Source organism: Mesorhizobium sp. Cs1321R2N1, assembly GCF_037179725.1.
GTDB lineage: Bacteria > Pseudomonadota > Alphaproteobacteria > Rhizobiales > Rhizobiaceae > Mesorhizobium > Mesorhizobium salmacidum.
In genome coordinates this window covers 1-20,274 of record NZ_JAPYKP010000061.1, presented here as the reverse complement: position 1 = coordinate 20,274, position 20,274 = coordinate 1, and the positions used below count along the sequence as shown (strand labels likewise).

Sequence of the window (20,274 nt, the reverse complement as noted above, 5' to 3'; positions counted from 1 at the left end):
TTTTCGATCGAATGGCGGTGGAGCGATCCACCGCCGTTTTCATATCCCTGTCACGGCAACGTTGTAACGAGCTCCTATGCTCAAGCTGAAATCGCGCGGACGACCGTTCCCCGAGCTTTCTTATGCCAATCCGCATCAGCCGGCTCTGGCGCGCTGGTTCATTCATTCGGTGGAAGGCCTTTCGGGCCGCGACCGGTTCGCCGCGCTCTATGAATTCTGGCGCCATCAGGTTGTGCCCACCGGTGAGCGTGTGTTCAGCCGCATGCTGGACCTCATCGATGTGGGCGTGCGAACCCCGGACCAATGGCCGCCAGCGCAATTGCCCGACACGCCGCTGGTGATCGTTGCCAACCATCCCTTCGGCATCGGCGACGGCATCGCGGTGCTGTCACTGGCAGAGCAACTCGGGCGACCTTTTCGAGTGATGATCCACAAGGATCTGCTCAGGATTCGCGAGATGGAGCCTTATTCGCTGCCGATCGACTTTTCCGAGACCAAGGACGCGGTGAAGAACAACATGGCGGTGCGGCTGCTGAAGGAGGGCGTCACCATCGTTGTGTTTCCGGCTGGCGGCGTCGCCACCGCGCCCAAGGGTTTTGGCCGCGCGCGCGATCTGCCATGGAAGATGTTTCCGGCCCGTCTCGTCCAGGAAGCCAAGGCGTCGGTCATTCCCATGCATTTCTCCGGCCAGAACGGCAGGCTTTTCCATTTGGTCAGCGGTCCGATGAACATGGCCGAGCGCGACGGGCGTGTGGCTAAATTCGTCGGCAAGGCCTCGCTGACCTTGCGTACCTCGCTGCTCATCCGTGAATTCGCACGGCTGTCCGGCAAGGCGATCGAGGTGCGCGTCGGCAATGTACTCAGCTGGAGCGAACTGGAGCCGTTGCGCGATCGCAAGGCGTTGCTCGACCGGCTTTATCGCGGTGTGTTCGACTTGGCTCCGGCCCTGCCGCGCCGTCGCATCCCGTTCCTTCCGGCGCGGACCAAGCTGGCTGCCTGAAGAAGCATCTCCGGCGAAAACGAGATCGCCTCCAATGCTCTATCTCTTTGCTTTTACGCAATTCCGGACGCAAAACCGCTTCGCACTTTTGCTGGAATTGCTTTAGTCCGCGCCTTCTTCCGGATCCATGGCCGCTGCTTCGGTAGCGAGAACCTCGATCTCCTGGTTCTGCCCGCCAACGACCGTGAAATCCTTCTGGTAGATCCGGTCACGGTTTTTGGCGATGATGGTGTAGTCGCCTTCGGCCAGCACCATCGAGGCGAAGGCGCCGACGGTTTCCTTGATCGGATCACCGGATTCGTTGAGCAGCGACCAGGAGGTGTCGGCGATCGCTTCGCCACCCGCCTCGCGCACCAGCTTCATGGTGATTTCGGCGGCGTGATGCTCGACGGTGGCTTCGGTCAGCTTGCCGGCCTCGACACGGATGTCGGATCGGATGACGGCGTTGACCGCGCCATAGGTCGAGACGACGTGGTAGATGCCCGCATTGAGCCGCACGACGCTGTTGGGTTCGACATCGGGAATGACTAGCGCGCGATCGCCATTGGCGTCGGCGGTGCCCTCATAGATCGAGAAGCGCAGTTTTTTCGGCGGAATGCGCACGCCGCCGGACAGAACCGCGTCGAGCTTCAGGCCGCCGGCATCAAGCACCAGGCTTTCTCGCTTGGCTTCCTTGCCGACGGTGATGCGCTTGGTCGCGCCGGCGCGACCGTAGGAGGCGTGGACCAGATAACTGCCGGGTTCGAGCTGGAAGACGGCGCTGCCGCCATGCGCGGAGGCGACCATCGGCAATTTGCCGTTGACGGCTTCAGGCTTGAAGACACGCCAGACGAGACCGCGGGTGATGTCGGTGCCTTTGTTGGTCAACTGGGCCGACAGGGTGATGGCGCCACCGCCGCCAAGCGCCAGCGGGGTCTCGCTCTTCGGCGTCGCATAGCTCGAAATTCCGGGAAGTTTCAGGTCGCTGACACCGTCCTTTTCCTGCGCGACAGCCATGGAGACCGGCAGCAGGAACAGCGCGGCGCAGAGCCGGATCAGGAAAAGACGCAGTCGCCCCTCAAACATACCTTGCGTTGAAGCCCATGGCGGTGGCAATTTCAAGGCTTAAGAGTCCGGTGCGTGACTCTTCAGCCCGGCGCTAGCGCGCCTTTGCCCGAGCCGCCCGAATTCCCGATGGTGCGCTTCAGCTCAAAACAGAGTGCCAGGAGACTTGCGCCCATGGCGTCGCCGATCATCGACTTCCTGCTGACCCGAAATTCAGCGCCTATCCCCGACCTCAAGGAGCCGGCGCCCAGCGACGCCGATATTGCGACAATGATTGCCACCGCCTCACGCGTGCCCGACCATGGACGGCTCGAACCTTGGCGCTTCATCCTCTATCGCGGCGAAGCCCGCATCGAGATCGGCAAAAAGCTGGCGGCCTTGGCCGAGCAGCGCGAAGGTCCGCTGCCCGAGGGCCGTCGCAACCAGGAACTGGCGCGGTTCTCGCGCGCACCGCTGGTGATCGGTGTCGTGTCAATTCCCAGGGAGAACCCAAAAATCCCCCAATGGGAGATGTTCCTGTCCGGAGGCATGGCAGCGATGAACCTGATGATCGCGGCCAATGCGCTGGGCTACGGCACGAACATGATCAGCAACTGGTATTCCGACGTGCCGGAGGGCAGGGCGATTCTTGGACTGGCGCCGCAGGAGCGCGTTGTCGGTTTTATCCATATGGGTTCCTATGCCGGTCCGGCGCCGGAGCGGCCACGGCCCGATTCGGCAAAGCTCTATGCCGACTATTCAGGGCCTTGGGCGGGCTGAATGTTCTACGAGCCATCCAAAGGGCACGGACTGCCGCATGATCCTTCGAAGGCCATCGTGGCGCCGCGCCCGATCGGCTGGATATCGACGCTGAACGGGGCAGGCGAGATCAACCTCGCACCCTACTCTTTCTTCAATGCGGTCTCGACGCGGCCCTTTATCGTCTGGTTCTCCTCCGAGGGCGAGAAGGACAGTGCCTCTTTCGCCGTGGAAAGCGGCGAGTTCGTTGCCAATCTGGTCGGCCGCGACCTTGCTGAGAAGATGAATTACACGTCCGTCGACGCGCCGCGTGGCGTCAACGAATTCGTCTATGCCGATCTCGCCATGGCGCCCTCGCGTCTCGTCAGGCCGCCGCGCGTGGCGGCGGCACCCGCGGCGCTCGAATGCCGGGTGACGGAAGTGTTTCGCCCAAAGGCGCTGGACGGATCACCGACGAGCGCCGTCGTCGTTGCCGGTGAGGTGATCGGCGTGCATATCGACGATGCTTTCCTGAAAGACGGCCTGTTCGACATCACCAAGGCCGGCAATGTAGCTCGTCTGGGCTACATGGACTATGCCAGCGTCAACGAGGTCTTTTCGATGCGCAGGCCGCGCTGGGAAAAAAAATAGCTGTCAGGCGGATGTCCCGGCCGCCCTCGCGCGTGCCAGAAGGCGTTCGGCCAGCCGCAGGTGCGGTCGGTCGAACATCTTGCCGTCGATGCCGACGACGCCGGGATTTCCGGCTGCCTCGAACGCCGCGACGATGGCCGCCGACTGTCTCACCGCCTCGGCCGAGGGCGTAAAGGCGGCGTTGATAACGGGCACCTGATCGGGATGGATCGCCATCTTGCCGGTGAAGCCGTCACGCTCGGCCTCGGCGCATTCCGCGGCGAAGGCCGCCATATCGCGAAAATTCGGAAACACGGTGTCGATCGCGGCGACCTCCGCAGCCCCCGCCGCGAGGATGGTCGTCAGGCGGGCGTGACGGAAGAGATCGGTGTAGCGGCCGTGATCGTCGCGGGCCGCACGCGCGCCGATCGCGGCCGACAGGTCTTCCGCGCCCCAGGTGAGACCAGCAAGCCGCGCGCTTGTCCCCGCATAGGTCGCCGCCGCCAGCACACCCGCCGGCGTTTCGGTGATGATCGGCAGGATTTTTATCGAACCGTCGGACAGATCGTTCTCGGCCTCCCGGACCCTGAGCTTGGCCGCGAGTTGCTGCACATCCTGGCCGCTGTTCGACTTGGGCAGCATGATGCCGTCGGGCCTCGCTGCGACGAGCGCCGCCAGATCGTCATCCGTCAGTCCGGTCGATAGATCGTTGACCCTGACATAGATCGCCGAGTTGGTTTGCCCCCTGCGTTCAAGAATGAAGCGCGCCGCGATCTCGCGCGCCGGCGCCTTGTTCTGCGGCGCGACGGAATCCTCGAGATCGACGATGACCACGTCAGCGCCGGCGCCAAAACCCCTTTCGAGCTTCCGTTCGGAATCGCCGGGAACGAACAGCAGCGAACGCATCAGACCGCCTTCTTCAGCATCATCGCCTGTCTCGTGCATTTGGCGACGAGGTCGCCATGCTGATTATAGGCGCGATGCTCGAATTCGACGATGCCGCGATCGGGTTTCGACCTGGATTCGCGCACCGAAATCACCGTTGTTTCGACGCGGATGGTGTCGCCATGAAATACCGGGTGCGGAAACACGGTTTCCTTCATGCCGAGATTGGCGACAGTGGTGCCGACGGTGATGTCGTTGACCGAGATGCCGATCATCAGGCCGAGCGTGAACAGCGAGTTGACCAGCGGCCTGCCCCACTCGCTCTTGGCGGCGAAGTCGAAATCGATATGCAGCGGTTGCGGGTTCAGCGTCATCACCGAAAACAGCATGTTGTCGCTTTCGGTGACGGTCTTGCGCAGCGTGTGCTGGAAGACGTGGCCGACGACGAACTCCTGGAGATAAAGCCCGGCCATGTCCTGCTCCTCTGCTGCAAAGGTTGATAGGCGCTGCTTTCCAGGCTCGCAAGCCAGTTAATGAACATGGTGAACCGTTCGTAAACCATTTCTGCCTACCGTCACCACGGGGCCAGGAACGTTCTGGCAAGAGGCGTAAGCAGGCGGCATGGTTGTTTCGCATTTTTTGAGATGGATTTGCACGGCCAGGGTGTCGGAGCGCGCCGCCGCCGCCAGTGCGCTGGCCCGAGCCTATGTCAATTCCGAATTGCCGTTCGAGGACCGCTGCGCCGCCGAGGCGGCGCTGACGCTGCTACTCGACGACGCCTCGTCAAAGGTGCGGCTGGCGATGGCCGAGGCGCTCTCGATGAGCCACCACGCGCCGCTGCAGATCATCAGCGTGCTAGCCTCCGACCAGCCGGAAGTCGCCGGTGTCGTGCTGGCGCGCTCGCCGCTGCTCACCGACGCCGATCTGATCAACCGTGTGGCGGGGAGCCAGAGGGCAACGCAGAAACTGATCGCCGACCGACCTGTAGTCTCGATGGCGCTAGCGGCGGCCATCGCCGAGATTGGCGAGGCGGAAGCCTGCGCCGTGCTTTTGGCCAACACCGGCGCCGACATTGCCTCCCTCAGCTTCCGCCGCATGGCTGAACGCCATGGCCACCTGCCTCTGGTGCGCGAGGCGCTGATATCCGACGCGCGCCTGCCTGCCGACTGCCGGCATATGCTGCTCGTCAAGCTCGGCGAGACATTGAAGACATCGCCGCTGGTCATGGCATTGATGGGAGCCGCGCGAGCCGACCGCGTCATGCGGAACGCCTGCGTCAAGGCCTCGGTGACGCTGATCGAAGGCACGCGCCAGGAAGAGCACGCGGCGCTGATCGAGCATCTCAGGCTGCGCGGCGATCTCACCGCGAGCTTCCTGATCCGCACCATCGCGCATGGCAAGGTCGATTTCTTCGGTTCAGCGCTGGTCGCGCTCAGCCAGCAGTCCGAAGCACGGGTGAGGGCGCTGCTGGCCGGCGGGCACGATGTGGCCCTGCAGGCGCTGTTTCGCAGCGCAGGCCTGGCTGCCGCCACGCATGCTGTCATCCTGCGTGCGCTGAAGATCTGGCGCGAGGTTGCCAACGGTAAGCGCGTCGCCGGTGTTCAGGAAGTCAGCTGGCTGATGCTCAAGGAATTGGGCGGGCAATCCGCCGAAGGCGATCTCGCCGCCCTGGTCAAGTCGATCCACCTTGATGCTCTGCGCGAGAACGCACGCGGCCATGCGCTGGCGATCGCCGCAGCCTAGGTTTTATCCCTCGCGAAGAAATCCGGGAAATCCTCCATTGCCGCGGCGATAATGCGCAGGGACGCCGCGATTTGCAGCGTGTCGCCGGTGGCGTCTCGCTGGGCGATGCCTGCCGCGTACTGCCGGGCGACGGCAATGGTCGCTGTTTGCGGATCGCCGGAGGCACGGAAAAGCAGCTCGCGCGCCAATCCCCTCAGGAAGTTAGCGATTGAAAGCGTCATTTCCGATGGGATGGCATGGTTTTGGCTCGCATTGCGCAGCCGCAGGATTTCCAGGCCGACCGTGACGGAGGCGACGCCGCCGCCCAGCACCGCCTCACCCTTCCTGCCGGAATTCTGCACCAGCGGCATCAACTGATTGACCCGGTCATAAGCGAGGCTCTCGAAGGCCGAACGCCTCGGCAAGCGCTCATGCAGGCAAAGCCGCGCCAGATCCTCGCGCATGGCTCGCACGATGCGGTCGGCGGCCAGCCATGGATCCGCCGGGAACACGACGATGAAGACGCCGATTGCCAGCAGGATGCCGACCAGGATCGATGCCGAGCCGGCGAAGAAGGGGCCGGGATCATAGGTCATTGCCTGGTGCGGGCTGAGGAAGGCCAGGAAGTTGATGGCGAATGCCGTCGCCACCCCGACATAGCGCGGATTGGCCATGGCGAGTGCCGCCGGCACCATGATGGGCACGACGAACAGCATGAACCAGCCGAAGCCGGGCAGAGCGGGAAGCGCGATCTGACCGACGAGAAAGGCGAATGGCAAAGCGAGCAGCGTTCCCTTGAAGAAACCCCAGGATACCTGCACGGGGTCTGGGCGAGCGGCAAACAGGCTCGACACGACGGCAACGAGGATGACGGTGCCGGCCGCTTCCGACCACTTCGTCGTCAGCCAGAAAGCCGCGACCAGCAACGTGGCAAGGGCCGCGCGGATGGCGTTGCGCGCGGCACCGGGATAGTCGCGATGCACCACCAAGGCCGGCTGCCGGCTGCCGGGACCTCGTCGGCGGCTAACGGGCGCGCGCAAAGCGTCGAGGCCACGAAGCACCTGTTTCAGCGCCTCGGCAAAATCGGCCGCTATGGTGAGGCGGGTGATGGTGCCGACCCTGTCCTCACCCTGTTCGGTCGAAGCATCGGGTATTTGCCGTGCTCTGATCGAGATCGCGTCGAGTCGTGCCAACCAGGGCGAGGTGTCGTCCAGCGCTCCCGGCTTGGCTGCCAGTTCGCTGACAAGGGCTTGCAACTCCGAGCGCACCGGGATGAGGGCTGCGTTTTTCGGAGCGGCATGCGAATAGAGCGCGCGCGCCGCCGAAAGGGCCGAGAGCAGCTGTCCGATGGTGTGTCGCACCGGATGCGCGCGCGGCGCGAAGCTCGCCGCTTCGAGCCTGGCATAGGCGCGCATTTCGCCAAGCGTCTGGGTGTCGGCGACAAGCTTCCGGTGCAGGCCGATGAGGGTTGCCCGGTCTCCGCCGGAGAACGCACCGCCAGCGTAAGTGGCGAGGTCGAGAATGCAGCGTTTCAGCCGCGAGATAATGGCGTCGCTGGCCAGTTTTGGCAGGATCAGCCGGCTGGTGAGGCCGGCGCAAACGATGCCGAGCACGATCTCGGCACAACGCGCGACCGCGAGGTCAACGACCAGATGCGGTTGTCCGAAAGCGGGCAGGCCGATGATCATGGCGGTGTAGCCGGCAAGGGCGGCGCCATAGGCCTCGGGATTGCGCAGCAGGGACGAGACGAAGGTGCAAATGCCAATCCAGACGGCAAGCACCGTCACCAGAATCCAGGGGCCGGTGCCGAACGCCGTGGTGATGCCGACTGCCGCGATACCCCCGGCAAGCGTGCCGAGCAACCGGTAGAAGCCTTTCGCCAGCACCATGCCGGCAACCGGCTGGGCGACGATGAACACCGTCATCATCGCCCATTGCGGATGGTCGAGCTTCAGCGCATAGGCGACGAGAAGCGCGATCATGCCGGCTGAAACGGTGCGCAGGGCGAAAATCCAGTCGGAGCGCGTCGGTTGCGTCAGCCCGGCCAGGCTCGTCTCGAAATAGGTTTTCAGCCGCGCCCAGGTCACATGCTGGTCTCCATGTCAGGAACGCAAGCTAAATTCGCCAGCGGCTAGATATCCAGCACTTCCGTCTCGGCGAATTCGGCGCGTTCCTGGATGAAGCGGAAGCGAGCTTCGGGCTTGGTGCCCATCAGCTCATCGACCCTGTCCTTGGTGGCAGAATCGATTTCGTTCACATCGACCCTGAGCAACGTGCGCTTTCTCGGGTCCATGGTGGTTTCCTTGAGCTGCGCAGCCATCATCTCGCCCAGGCCCTTGAAGCGGCCGAGCTCGACCTTGCCGCGCCCGGTGAATTCGGTGCGCAGAAGCTCGTCCTTGTGCGCGTCGTCGCGGGCGTAGGCGACCTTGCCGCCTTGCCTGATCGAGTAAAGCGGCGGCACCGCCAGGTAGAGATGGCCGCCGCGTACCAGCGCCGGCATCTCCTGGTAGAAAAAGGTGATCAGCAGCGAAGCGATGTGGGCGCCGTCGACGTCGGCGTCGGTCATGATGATCACGCGGTCGTAGCGCAAATCCTCGTCACGGTACTTTGACCGCGTGCCGCAGCCGAGCGCCTGGATCAGGTCCGATATCTGCTGGTTGGCGGCCAGCTTGTCATTGCCGGCGCTGGCGACGTTGAGGATTTTTCCACGCAGCGGCAAGACGGCCTGGCTGGCGCGATCGCGCGCCTGCTTTGCCGAGCCGCCCGCGGAATCGCCTTCGACGATGAAGAGTTCGGCACCTGCCGCCGCGTTCTGCGTGCAATCGGCGAGCTTGCCCGGCAAGCGCAGCTTGCGCACAGCGCTCTTGCGCGACACCTCTTTTTCCTGGCGGCGGCGCACCCGCTCATCGGCGCGCGCGATCACCCAGTCGAGCAGCTTCGAGGCTTCCTGCGGATTGTCGGCCAGCCAATGGTCGAACGGGTCACGGATCGCGGTCTCGACGATGCGTATCGCTTCGATCGTCGCCAGCCTGTCCTTGGTCTGGCCGACGAATTCCGGCTCGCGGATGAACACCGACAGCATGCCGGCGGCCGAGATCATGACGTCTTCCGAAGTGACGATCGACGCGCGTTTGTTGCCGACGAGGTCGGCATAGGCGCGCAGGCCGCGCGTCAGCACGTTTCGGAACCCGGCCTCGTGGGTGCCGCCTTCACCGGTCGGGATGGTGTTGCAGTAGGAATTGATGAAGCCGTCGCCGCCGAACCAGGTCACCGCCCATTCGAGCGAGCCATGGCCGCCTTGCTTGTCGCTCTTGCCGGCGAAGATTTCGCGCGTCACCTGAAATTCGTCGCCCAGCGACGCTTTCAGATAATCCTTGAGGCCGCCGGGGAAATGGAACTCCGCCTTGGCCGGCGTCTGATCCTTTTCCTTGATGAGGGAGGGATCGCAGGTCCAGCGGATTTCGACGCCGCCGAACAGATAAGCCTTCGAACGCGTCATGCGGTAGAGCCGCGCCGGCTCGAATGCCGCGCCCCTGCCGAAAATCTGCTCGTCGGGGTGGAAACGCGTCCTGGTGCCGCGGCGGTTGTGCACCTCGCCCAGGTGCTCCAGACCGCTTACCGGAATGCCACGTGAAAAGCGTTGGCGATAAAGCTGGCGGCCGCGCGCGACTTCGACTTCGAGATGATCCGACAGGGCGTTTACGACGGAAACGCCGACGCCGTGCAGGCCACCTGATGTCTCATAGACCTTGGAATCGAACTTGCCGCCCGAATGCAGCGTCGTCATGATCACTTCGAGCGCGGGCTTCTTGAATTTCGGATGTGGATCAACCGGGATGCCGCGGCCATTGTCGGTGACAGTGAGATAACCGTCGGCTGAAAGCTCGACATCGATGAAGGTGGCGTGGCCGGCAACCGCTTCGTCCATCGAATTGTCGATGACCTCGGCGAACAGATGGTGCATCGCCTTGTCGTCTGTGCCGCCAATATACATGCCCGGCCGCCGGCGCACCGGCTCCAGGCCTTCGAGCACCTCGATGTCGGCGGCGCTGTAACCCTCGCTGCCATCCTTGGCAGGGGCCGGGCGCCTGGCGGCCGCTTGCACCAGCGGGTCGGCCGGGCGCGCCGGCGTGCGAACCGGTTGCTGCTGCTTGCCCAGATTGCCGAAGAGATCGTTGTTGTCGTCCATGCCAACCATAGGGTCCGGTGCTGCGAATCACCCGTCGATACTGCCACGCTTTTCGGCGCCATGCGACGGACGTTCCTGTTACGTTCGGGGATTTAACCCCTCTTACCCTAAAACCATTCGATAACCAAGCAGGCGGAAATCGGTCGAATGCCACCGCACAAGATTCCCGATTCTTTACCAATGCGGACTAGCGTGAGCCCAACATAACAAGAAACGACGGGCACAGGGGTTTCGGCGTGAGGGGCAAGGCCATAACGATGATCGGCATCGCCGCCGTTTTCGGCGCGATCTCGATCTTTGCCGCGGATTTCTGGGTCAAGAGCCAGGCCAAGGCCGATGCCCAGGAGAAAACGGCGTCGATCGCAGCTCCCGCACCCAAAATAGAGTTCAAGACCATCGTGGTGGCCAATGCGCCGTTGCGTTATGGCATGGAGCTCGACCGCGCCAAGCTCAGCGAAATTCCGTGGCCGCAGGAGTCCCTGCCGCAGGGGGCCTTTGCCACCATCGATGGATTGCTCGGCGAAGGGGGCCGGGTCGTGCTGTCGCCGATCGAGGTCAATGAGCCGTTGCTGCTCACCAAGCTGTCGGGACCGAACGGTCGCGCGACGCTGTCCAATATGCTGACGCCCGGAATGCGGGCGGTCACCATCCGCACCGACGAGATCGCTGGGGTCGGTGGCTTCGTCACGCCGGGCGACCGGGTCGATGTCGTGCTCACCCGCGATGCCGGCGAAATCCAGGAAGTCGCCAAGAACGCGCAAGGCGCGGCCGGCTCGACCATCACCTCGGAGATCGTCGTTGCCGACGCCAAGGTGCTGAGCGTCGGGCAGGGCGCCGACGAGCGCCAGACGACGCCGCAGGTGGCCAATTCCGTGACCCTCGAGGTGACGACCGAAGGCGCGCAGAAAGTGGCGCTTGCCCGCACGGTAGGCACGCTGTCGCTGTCGCTGCGCTCCGCCAGCGAAGGCGGCGACGGCAAGAACGGCGTCACCACCATCTCGTCCTTCGGCGGATCCGTGGCTTCCAATGCTCAGGCCGCCGCCGGCTCCTTGTTCGATGCCATCGCCAAGGAGCCGGAGAAGCCGAAATTCAAGACGGTCATCGTGACGCGCGGCACGCAGGCCGAGGAATACCAAGTCCCTTCGCGGGACCAGAAGTAAAGACCGGTGGGGACCGGGCGGGACGGGATCATGGTGATGCACACCCTATATCGAATGACGAATCGGTTGCGTTTCGCGCGCGTCTTGGCCACGGCGGCTTCACTGGCCGCGAGCGGCATGCTCGCCTTCGTTGGCGCGGCCAAGGCGGACAACGACATCGTCTATGTCTCGTCGACCAGGAATGCCTCGATCAAGGTCGCCAAGGGCAAGCCCAAGACGATCATGACGAGCGCGGCCTTCTACCAGATCGTCATCGGCGATCCGGAGATCGCCAACGTCAACCCGCTGACCGACAAATCCTTCTATGTGCTGGGCAACAATCTCGGCACCACCGGCATTGCGCTGTTCGACGAGAAAAAGCAGCTCGTCGGCACCGTAGACATCGAAGTGACGCTCGACACCGACCAATTGGCGAGCACCATCCGTGCCAGCGTGCCGGACGCCAAGATCAAGGTCGGCTCGGCCAATGGCCGCGTGGTGCTTTCGGGCGAGGCGGATGACGCGGTCGCTGCCGAAAAGGCCAACAAGATCGCCACCCGCTTCTCCGGCAATGAGGAGGTGATCAATTCGGTCAATATCTCCTCGTCGCAGCAGGTCCAGCTCAATGTCCGCTTCGTCGAGATCAACCGCCAGGCCGGGCAGGACCTGGGTGCGAAATACAGCGCCAATTTCGCCTACGGCTTCGGCGGTCGCGATGTCTCTCTCGATCCGGGCTCGGTGCCGGCGGCGGGGACTGGCGAGATCATTGGCCGGCTGCTGTCCAATGGCGTCTCGATCGATATCGCCATCAAGGCGCTGGAGGAGCGCGGCCTTGCCCGAAGGCTGGCCGAACCGAACCTGATTGCCCGATCCGGCGAAACGGCGAGCTTTCTTGCCGGCGGCGAATTCCCGATCCCGGTTTCCGAGGACAATGGCAAGATCTCCGTCAGCTACAAGAAATACGGCGTCAGCCTGGACTTTACGCCGACCGTGCTGAAGGACGGGCTGGTCAGCCTCGACATCGCGCCGGAGGTCTCCTCGATCGACGCTTCGGCGTCTTACAATATCGGCAACATTTCGGTGCCGGGGTTCATCGTGCGCCGCGCCAAGACCTCGGTCGACCTGAAGAACGGCCAGAGCTTCATGATCGCCGGGCTGCTGCAATCCCAGAACGACGTCACCACGTCTCGCATTCCCGGTCTCGGCAAGATGCCGGTGCTGGGGTCGCTGTTCTCGTCGAAATCCTATCAGCGGCGCGAGACCGACCTGGTCATCATCGTCACACCCTATCTGGTCAAGCCGGTCGATCCGTCGAAGAAAATGGCTGTGCCGACCGATGGCACGCAGCCCGCCAGCAACGTCGACTACTTCCTCAACAACACCGAGGAGGTGAAGGCGTCGGACACCAACCGTGCGCTGGCGCTGGCTGACGGCAGCGCCGTGCGAGGCGCTTCCGCGACCAAAGTCGGTCATTTCCTCGACCTGCCGAAGGACTGAAATCATGCGTCTGGTCCTGAGATCGAGCATCGCCCTGCTTCTTGCCGGTTTGGCAAGCGGCTGCACCAGCGACGACTATGTGCGCAGCGAAGGCGTGACGTCAGTCGCCGGTGAGGCGCAGGCCGCCAACACCGTCATGCAGATGGTCGACCCGTGGAAGTATGGGGTCCAGAACACGAGGCTTCTCGTGCCCGCCAAGCGCGGAACCGCCGAACCGGTCACACCCGATCAGGCGGCCGGCGCCAAGGCAGCGCAAACCACCACCGGCAACTGATCCAGACGGCGATCGACCTCACAGGCGGCGAGAATGGCAAACAGCACCAAGAAGATCCTGCTCGTATCGACAGACCGGACCTTCGCGCAGGACACGAAGACGGCCTTTGCCGCCTCCGAGATCATCCAGCTCATGACGGTTGAGAAGAACGTCACCGAGCTGCGCGGCGAGGTCCAGGAGGCCGAGTTCGGCGTCGTTATCGTCGACATGGATGCGGCGAAACTGGAAGAAATCGAGTCCCTGCAGCGCGTCATGCGCCGGCTCGAGGGCAAGGCACCGGTGGTCGTGGTCACCCAGGAGTTCAACGCCGCCGCCGTGCGCATCCTGGTGCAGCTCAAGGTCGCCGACTTCCTGGTCAAGCCGATCACCACGGCCGACCTCGTGCGTTCGGTCGTGCGAGCGTTGCAGGGGCCGGGGCGCGAGGAAAACACCGAGTCGCAGATCTATACCTTCATGCCCGCCGCCGGCGGCGTCGGCACCACGACGCTGGCGCTGCAGACCGCGTTCCAGCTGCACCATTCGGTGACGCGCGGCGCCTCGACCTGCGTGGTCGACCTCAATTTCCAGCAAGGTGCCTGCGCCGAATATCTCGATCTGGAGCCGCGTTTCGACATCACCGAGATCGAGAACCAGCCAGAGCGCCTCGACCGGCAACTGCTCGATGTGATGCTGTCCAAGCACGCCAGCGGACTTTGCGTGCTGGCGGCGCCGACGCATCCAGCCGAAATGCGCTCGTTCAAGACCGATGTCGTGGTGCGCATGCTGGACCTCGTTTCGGCCTATTTCGACAATGTCGTCATCGACATGCCGCGCACCTGGTTTCCCTGGACGGAAACGGTGCTGCTCGGTTCCAACAAACTCTACATCGTTGCCGAAATGACGGTGCCGTGCCTGCGCCATACGCAGCGGCTGATCCAGGCCGTCTACGAGACCGCCGGCAAGGAAGTGAAGCCGAACGTGATCGTCAACCGTTTCGAGCAGAAGATGTTCGACAACGGCATCAAACAGGCGGATGTCCAGGAAATCCTTGGCGAGCATTTTGTCGGCGGCATCGCCAACAACTACCGGCTGGTGCGCGAGGCGGTCGATCGCGGCGTGCCGCTGCACGAGATCGATCCCAATGCCAATGTCGTCAACGACCTGAAGAAGATCATCCTCCCGGAAGAGGCAGTGGCGACGGCGAGCAAGTCGAAGTCGCTGTTCGGTTTCGGCAGGGGCCTCTTGAAAAGGAAAGCTGGATGACCAGCCGTTTCTCAACCCTGCAGAACCGCGACGCGCGCCCGCAGCGTCCGGCGGAATCAACACCGGTCGCGCATCATGCCGTCGTCATCCCGACCAGCCGAAAGGCTTTGCCGGCGAGACCGGAAGCAGCACCGGCAAAGAATGCCAACAAGGTGCTCGATGCCCGCGTGCGCATCCACCGGATGCTGCTCGAGGAGATCAATCTGGTCGCGCTGGAGCGCTTGCCCAAGGATGAAATGCGCCGGCAAGTGCATGATTTCGTTTCGGAAAAGACCCGCCAGGAGCGGATGGCGATCAACACCGCCGAACTCGACGCGCTGGTCGACGATATCGTCGACGAGATGGTCGGCCTCGGGCCGCTCGAGCCGCTGCTCAAGGATCCCGACATCAACGATATCCTGATCAACGGTCATCAGAACTGTTTTGTCGAAAAGAAGGGCAAGCTGCAGCAGGTCCATATCCCGTTCAAGGACGAGGCGCATCTGCTCAGAATCGTCAACAAGATCGTGGCCGCCGTCGGCCGCCGGGTCGACGAATCGCAGCCGATGGTCGACGCTCGCATGCTGGACGGCTCACGCTTCAACGCAGCCATCCGCCCGGTGGCCGTCGACGGCCCGCTGGTGTCGATCCGCAAATTTTCCAAGAACAAACTTGGCCTGCACAGGCTGGTCGAATTCGGCGCCATCACACAGAACATGGCCGAAGTGCTGGCGGCGGCCGTGCATGCCCGCAAGACGACAATCATTTCGGGCGGCACCGGCACCGGCAAGACGACGATGCTCAACGCACTGTCGGCCTTCATTCCGGAAGACGAGCGGCTGATCACCATCGAGGACGCGGCGGAGCTTCAATTGCAGCAGCCGCACGTCGCGCGCATGGAAACGCGCCCCGCCAATATCGAAGGCCATGGCGAGCTCAAACAGCGCGACCTGGTCAAGAACGCGCTGCGCATGCGTCCCGACCGGGTCATCCTCGGCGAGTGCCGCGGCGAGGAAGCCTTCGACATGCTGCAGGCGATGAACACCGGCCACGAAGGCTCGATGGCGACCATTCACGCCAACACGCCACGCGACTGCATTTCTCGCCTGGAGCAGATGCTTGGCATGACCGGCATGCCAATGACGGTGCAGTCGATCCGCAGCCAGATCGCAAGCGCCATCGACATCATCGTCCAACTGACCCGGCTTTCCGACGGCAAGCGCAAGGTGACGAGCGTCGCCGAGGTGACCGGCATGGAAGGCGATGTCATCCAGATGCAGGAGATCTTCCGCTTCGTGCGCACCGGCATGGAGGCTGATGGCAAGATCCTTGGCTACTACGAGGCGACCGGCATACGACCGCGTTTTCTGGAAGATCTGCGCGCGATGGGCATCGAGTTTCCCGGACGTTATTTCGAACCCGGCCGGCCGCAGGAGTAGCCGGGGTGTTCAATGGGTTCAGCGCGATCTATGTCGTCTATGCCGGGGCCGCATTGACCGGCATCATGGTCGCCGAAGCGGTCTACCTGCTCTATGCCGGTCGTAGCGACAAGCGAACCGCCATCAACCGGCGTATGAAGCTGCAGGAAAACAAGATCAGCCAGGAACAGGTGCTGATCCAGCTGCGCAAGGAGCGCGGTCTCGACGCGGGAACGTCGCTGTTCTCGCCCAGCCGGTTCCGTGCCCTGCGCACGCAGTCGGGCATGGTCATGCCGCTCTCGAAATTCCTGATGATCACCTGCGGCGTGGCGATGGCCGTGGCCCTGTTCGCCATCTCGCGCGGCTTGCCGCTGTTGATGGGGCTCATCCTGATTGTCGTGCTGATGCCGCTGCTGCCGATCATGGTGATGCGCTCCATGCGCAAGCGCCGGCTCAAGCGCTTCGGCATCCAACTGCCGGAGGCACTGGAACTGATCACGCGCGGTCTCAAGGCCGGTCACCCGGTGCCGGTGGCGATTGCCATGGTGTCGCGTGAGATGCCCGATCCGATCGGCACGGAATTCGGCGTCATTGCCGACGAAGTCACCTATGGTTCCGACCTTGTCTCGGCGCTGAACTCGCTTTTCGACCGGGTCGGCCACGAAGATTTGCCGCTGTTCGTCACCGCCGTCTCGATCCAGACCAGCTCGGGCGGCAATCTGCGCGAAATCCTCGATGGGTTGTCGACGACGATCCGCGAACGCGGCAAGCTGCGCCGCAAGGTGCGGGCCATTTCGAGCGAAGGCCGCCTGTCGGCCTACATTTTGACGGCCGTGCCGGCGCTGCTGTTTACCGCGATCATGGCCATGATGCCGGGATATTACAGCGACGTCTGGGGCGTTCCGAAGACATGGTACATGATCGGCGGATCGGTTAGCTGGCTGATGCTGGGCAATCTGATCATGTTCAAGATGTCGAACTTCAGGTTCTGACATGCAAGGCGTCATCGAATTCCTCGCCTCCCTCGCGCCGACGTCGCTGATGCCGGTGGCCATGCTGTTGCTGGCCGTGGGGGCCGCGGCGGTCGCCTGGCCGATGGTGGCGGCGAGGGGCGACCGCAACGAGGTCATGCGCCGGCTCAAGGTCGACCACGGTCCGGTGGCGGCCAAGCCCGAACCCGCGCAGAAGAAGAACAGCGGCGTCGTGCGCGAAAAAGCGGTGAAGAGGGCGCAGGAATTCTACGCCAAGAGCGACCCGGAAAATGTCGCCCGCCTGCGTTTGAAGCTCATCCAGGCCGGTTATATGGAGCCGCGCGCCGTCGGCATGTTCTTCCTCATCCGGTTCACGGCAATGATCGGCACGACGTTCGCCGTCTTCGTGCTCAACCGGTGGATGGCCAGCCCGGACGCGACCATGACCAGCCGGTGGACCTTCATCATCCTGTCGGGCGCTGCCGGCTATTTCCTGCCGGGCCTGGTGCTGACCCAGAAGGTGCGGGAAAAGATGCGCGAATACCGCAACGGCTTCCCCGATTTCATGGATCTGATGATCGTCTGCTCCGATGCCGGCATGAGCATGGAAGCGGGCGTCGAGCGCGTTTCGAAAGAACTCGCCAGGACCTATCCTTCGCTCAGCCAGAACCTGCAGCTCGTATCGCTCGAGCTTCGGGCGGGGCGCAGCCTCGACGACGCGCTGAAGGCGCTCGCCGATCGCCTCAGCCTCGACGAGGTACGCTCCTTCGCCACGCTCCTGCAGCAGTCGAAGGAACTAGGCACCAGTCTGTCGGGCGCGCTCAGGGTGTTTTCCGATGAAATGCGCCACAAGCGCATGTCGCTGGCCGAGGAGAAGGCGCATGCCTTGCCGGCAAAGATGTCCGTGCCGGTCGTGGTCTGCATCCTGCCGGTGGTGCTGATGATCGCTGTCATTCCCATCATCGTCAAAATGACGGGTCACTAAAGGGCGCCGCGTCGACGGAATCAGGCATGCAAACATCCGTCGAAGTGATGCATCGGACCCGCAAAGTCCGCGAATAAACGAGAAGTCCGTGCGAATACTGTTGCCCACCCTCTTGCTGGGCCTCGCCGCGGCCAGCTTGCCGCCCGCCCAGGCCGCGGCCGGCGATTGCGGTGATGCTGCCGCCTTAGTGCAGCAGGCCTATCCCAAGGCCCGAAGGAGCGCCGACGGCGCCTCGTTCACACTTGAACCTCACACCAGCATCGCCCTGACGCCTCCGGACTACGACACGCCAAGGCTGGTCTGCAAGATCTGGCCCGCCCATGACCAACTGCTGTTGGTCGCGGTACCGCTGATCGACAGCGCCCTATCCGTCGACGGCATGCATATCGGCGATATCGAGCTTCTGGTCGTCGACAGGAAGAACCAGCAGGTGCGCCAGCGCCTGCTGCAGCCCGGGCTGATGAACGATGATGCCATCGCCATCCGCGGCATCGGATTCGATACAGGCCGCTATCAGCTGGCGCCCAAAATCACCGCCTTCGGCCTGCGCATCGACATGGCAACTCATTCGCAGGCCAATCCCTTCAGGGAAACCGACCTGCGACTCTATGCCCTCGACGGCGATGCGCTACGGATGGTGCTCGATGGCCTCGACGTGGCCGGCTTTGGCGGCGAAGGCGATACCAATTGCGCCGGATCCTTTCATTCTAGCCAGGTCAGCCTGGCGATGAGCCGGGCGAGCCATCAAGGCTATCACGATATCACCGTGACCGAGCGAATGGATACCGACGAACCCGCTCCCGACAAGAATGGCGAGTGCCAATCCCACCCCGGCAAGTCCGTGAAGCGGACTTACCGGCTGCGCTATGACGGCAACCGCTACCAGCTTCCGGCGACGCTCAAGGCCCTGGAGCCGTGAGAACGCCGCTGGCGATGGTTAATGGCTGGTGTGCCGGAAACCAAAACTTGGGCGCATTTCGGCACCGAAGCTTAATCGCTGTGCTGTAGTGTCTTTCCCTGAAGAACGACCCGGCAAATCGGGCGACGGGGCAGGGTATGCGTCAGATAAACTTTGCGGCGGTGGTCACGATGGCGGCCGTCCTGATGATCACCGGGTGCACGACGAACAATAACGTCGACACGACCAAGACCACCGCGATCCGGCCGGCAGCGAAGGATGTCGACACATCCGACCTGGCGCAAGGCAAGGCACAGTTTCGCGATGCCAACTACGGTCTTGCCGAAGCGCATTTCCGCAAGGCCGTCGAACTGAAGGCCGACAATGCCGAGGCCTGGATGGGGCTTGCCGCTTCCTATGACGAACTCGGCCGCTTCGACTTCGCCGACCGCGCCTATGGCCAGCTTGTGAAGGTCGCCGGCCGCAAACCGCAGATCGTCAACAACATGGGCTATTCGCAACTTTTGCGCGGCAACAAGAAGAAGGCCAGGGCGCTGCTGCTGGAGGCGAAGGCCGGCATGGCCGATCCAACCGTTGTCGACGCCAACCTCGCCTTGCTCAACAAGGGCTGATGCCGTTTGATCCTCGCGCCGGCCAGGGGTGCGTTTTCGGGACAGGTGGCATCGACGCTTTGTAAACCGTATCCGCAGGTTGGGTCGAGAGATCGCCTGAAAACCATGTCCGAGGGCTGCCGCTGACCTAGAATGCGGCGCAACCGCCGATGCTCGAGAGGCCCCCGCCCGATATGCTGGATTTCAGTTCGCTCCTGCTCGCAGCCGCGCTGTCGGGCGTCTGTCTCAGTGTCACCATGTTCGCGATCTGGGCCACCGCGCCGCGGGCCAGATTCGTGCTGACGGTGGCATGCGGCATTCTCGTGCTCGTCGCGCATGTGATCTTGTTCTGGCACTATACCAGGGAGCCCGATCCGCTGCTTTGCCAGGTCGCGCTTGCGCTGCTCAGCCTGGGTTTTCTGATTATCTGCCTTTCGGCCATGCAATATCTCGGTGTGCCGGACCACCGGCGTGCGATTGCTCCGACATTTGCTGCCATGGCTATCTGTGCGGCCGTGACCTTCATGGGCCTTGACGGTATCGGTTTCGTGATCACCTACGCGACGGTTACCGCGCTGCTCTCGACGATCGGAGCCATGTTCTGGATCAACGGCAGTCATGATCGCCGCATCCTGCTGGTGGTGTCGTTCCTGAGCGGCACCTGTGCGCTGTCGTTTGCACTTTGCGGCGTGGTTCTGATGACCAAAGGGCAGTGGACGCTCGGCGTCGCGCCCGACAATTGGGCCGAACGCCTCAACTCGGTCGTGGCGGTGGCCTGTATGACCGGCCTCGGCGCATTGACGCTTTCGCTCCATCATTTGCAGGCGCAGATCGAGCTCAAGGCCGAGACCATGACCGACCCGTTGACCGGTCTGATGAACCGTCGCGGTCTGACGTCGATTTACGGCGAGCGCACCTTCGGCCCGTTCATGGCGATCGTCATGTTTGACCTAGGGCGTAGTGACGATTTAACTACCTGAGCCAGATAGCGATAGCGGCAAGTTTGACAAAGCCCATGAAGTTGGCGAGCAACTTGTCGTATCGTGTTGCGACGCGGCGGAACTGTTTGAGTT

At 63.1% G+C, this 20,274-nt stretch carries 19 protein-coding genes and 1 pseudogene; 14 read left to right on the top strand and 6 right to left on the bottom strand.

Annotated features, from left to right (window positions below):
• The first annotated feature begins 76 nt into the window (after positions 1-76).
• Positions 77-1,000 carry a lysophospholipid acyltransferase family protein gene (locus O7A61_RS17065; RefSeq protein WP_337130805.1) on the top strand — a complete coding sequence of 308 codons (924 nt, stop codon included), beginning with the start codon at positions 77-79 and terminating at the stop codon, positions 998-1,000.
• Positions 1,001-1,102: 102 nt separating this feature from the next.
• Here O7A61_RS17065 and O7A61_RS17060 read toward each other — a convergent pair whose 3' ends face one another.
• Positions 1,103-2,065: a hypothetical protein gene (locus O7A61_RS17060; protein WP_337130804.1), complete on the bottom strand. Its 963-nt coding sequence runs from the start codon at positions 2,063-2,065 to the stop codon at positions 1,103-1,105.
• Positions 2,066-2,218: 153 nt separating this feature from the next.
• Here O7A61_RS17060 and O7A61_RS17055 point away from each other — a divergent pair, with 153 nt between their 5' ends.
• Together O7A61_RS17055 and O7A61_RS17050 are read left to right on the top strand one after the other, a co-directional pair.
• Positions 2,219-2,803 carry a nitroreductase family protein gene (locus O7A61_RS17055; protein WP_337130803.1) on the top strand — a complete coding sequence of 195 codons (585 nt, stop codon included), beginning with the start codon at positions 2,219-2,221 and terminating at the stop codon, positions 2,801-2,803.
• On the top strand, positions 2,804-3,412 hold the full coding sequence (locus O7A61_RS17050; protein WP_337130802.1) for a flavin reductase family protein: 609 nt from the start codon (positions 2,804-2,806) through the stop codon (positions 3,410-3,412). It abuts the gene before it with no gap.
• Positions 3,413-3,415: 3 nt separating this feature from the next.
• On the opposite strand, the gene O7A61_RS17045 is transcribed toward O7A61_RS17050, so the two are convergent.
• Positions 3,416-4,297: an HpcH/HpaI aldolase/citrate lyase family protein gene (locus O7A61_RS17045; RefSeq protein ID WP_337106980.1), complete on the bottom strand. Its 882-nt coding sequence runs from the start codon at positions 4,295-4,297 to the stop codon at positions 3,416-3,418.
• On the bottom strand, positions 4,297-4,749 hold the full coding sequence (locus O7A61_RS17040) for a MaoC family dehydratase (RefSeq protein ID WP_337130801.1): 453 nt from the start codon (positions 4,747-4,749) through the stop codon (positions 4,297-4,299). The genes O7A61_RS17045 and O7A61_RS17040 overlap by 1 nt, the downstream gene beginning before the upstream one ends.
• A 148-nt stretch (positions 4,750-4,897) precedes the next feature.
• Here O7A61_RS17040 and O7A61_RS17035 point away from each other — a divergent pair, with 148 nt between their 5' ends.
• On the top strand, positions 4,898-6,019 hold the full coding sequence (locus O7A61_RS17035; RefSeq protein WP_337130800.1) for a DUF2336 domain-containing protein: 1,122 nt from the start codon (positions 4,898-4,900) through the stop codon (positions 6,017-6,019).
• On the opposite strand, the gene O7A61_RS17030 is transcribed toward O7A61_RS17035, so the two are convergent.
• Positions 6,016-8,085, bottom strand: a complete 2,070-nt coding sequence (locus tag O7A61_RS17030) for an FUSC family protein (RefSeq protein WP_337130799.1) — start codon at positions 8,083-8,085, stop codon at positions 6,016-6,018. The two genes, O7A61_RS17035 and O7A61_RS17030, sit on opposite strands and share 4 nt — an antisense overlap.
• Positions 8,086-8,129: 44 nt before the next feature.
• Positions 8,130-10,187, bottom strand: coding sequence for a DNA topoisomerase IV subunit B (gene parE / locus O7A61_RS17025; protein ID WP_337130798.1), 2,058 nt, complete (start codon positions 10,185-10,187; stop codon positions 8,130-8,132).
• 236 nt (positions 10,188-10,423) lie between these two features.
• Between parE and cpaB the strand changes: the two genes are divergently transcribed.
• The 10 genes from cpaB (at position 10,424) to O7A61_RS16975 (ending at position 20,181) form a co-directional block, all read left to right on the top strand.
• Positions 10,424-11,347, top strand: coding sequence for a Flp pilus assembly protein CpaB (cpaB, locus tag O7A61_RS17020; RefSeq protein WP_337130797.1), 924 nt, complete (start codon positions 10,424-10,426; stop codon positions 11,345-11,347).
• Between the two features lie 54 nt (positions 11,348-11,401).
• Complete coding sequence (locus O7A61_RS17015) at positions 11,402-12,823, top strand: type II and III secretion system protein family protein (protein ID WP_442921085.1); 1,422 nt, start codon at positions 11,402-11,404, stop codon at positions 12,821-12,823.
• 4 nt (positions 12,824-12,827) lie between these two features.
• The gene (locus O7A61_RS17010; RefSeq protein WP_337130795.1) at positions 12,828-13,097 is read left to right on the top strand and encodes a hypothetical protein; all 270 of its coding nucleotides are present in this window, start codon (positions 12,828-12,830) and stop codon (positions 13,095-13,097) included.
• A 33-nt stretch (positions 13,098-13,130) separates the two neighbouring features.
• Positions 13,131-14,339 (top strand): AAA family ATPase, encoded by a 1,209-nt coding sequence (locus O7A61_RS17005; protein WP_027145010.1) that lies wholly within the window; start codon positions 13,131-13,133, stop codon positions 14,337-14,339.
• Positions 14,336-15,757, top strand: a complete 1,422-nt coding sequence (locus O7A61_RS17000) for a CpaF family protein (protein ID WP_337130793.1) — start codon at positions 14,336-14,338, stop codon at positions 15,755-15,757. Before O7A61_RS17005 ends, O7A61_RS17000 begins: the two co-directional genes overlap by 4 nt.
• Positions 15,758-15,762: 5 nt before the next feature.
• Entirely contained in the window at positions 15,763-16,728 is a 966-nt protein-coding gene (locus O7A61_RS16995; protein ID WP_337130792.1) for a type II secretion system F family protein, read from the top strand.
• Between the two features lies 1 nt (position 16,729).
• Entirely contained in the window at positions 16,730-17,692 is a 963-nt protein-coding gene (locus O7A61_RS16990) for a type II secretion system F family protein (protein ID WP_337130791.1), read from the top strand.
• 88 nt (positions 17,693-17,780) lie between these two features.
• Entirely contained in the window at positions 17,781-18,611 is an 831-nt protein-coding gene (locus tag O7A61_RS16985) for a hypothetical protein (RefSeq protein WP_337130790.1), read from the top strand.
• Between the two features lie 137 nt (positions 18,612-18,748).
• Complete coding sequence (locus tag O7A61_RS16980) at positions 18,749-19,222, top strand: tetratricopeptide repeat protein (RefSeq protein ID WP_337130789.1); 474 nt, start codon at positions 18,749-18,751, stop codon at positions 19,220-19,222.
• A gap of 236 nt (positions 19,223-19,458) precedes the next feature.
• Positions 19,459-20,181: a hypothetical protein gene (locus O7A61_RS16975; RefSeq protein ID WP_337130788.1), complete on the top strand. Its 723-nt coding sequence runs from the start codon at positions 19,459-19,461 to the stop codon at positions 20,179-20,181.
• On the opposite strand, the pseudogene O7A61_RS16970 reads toward O7A61_RS16975, so the two are convergent.
• A pseudogene (locus O7A61_RS16970) lies at positions 20,174-20,274 on the bottom strand (IS5/IS1182 family transposase); the annotation flags it as partial. The gene O7A61_RS16975 and the pseudogene O7A61_RS16970 overlap by 8 nt on opposite strands.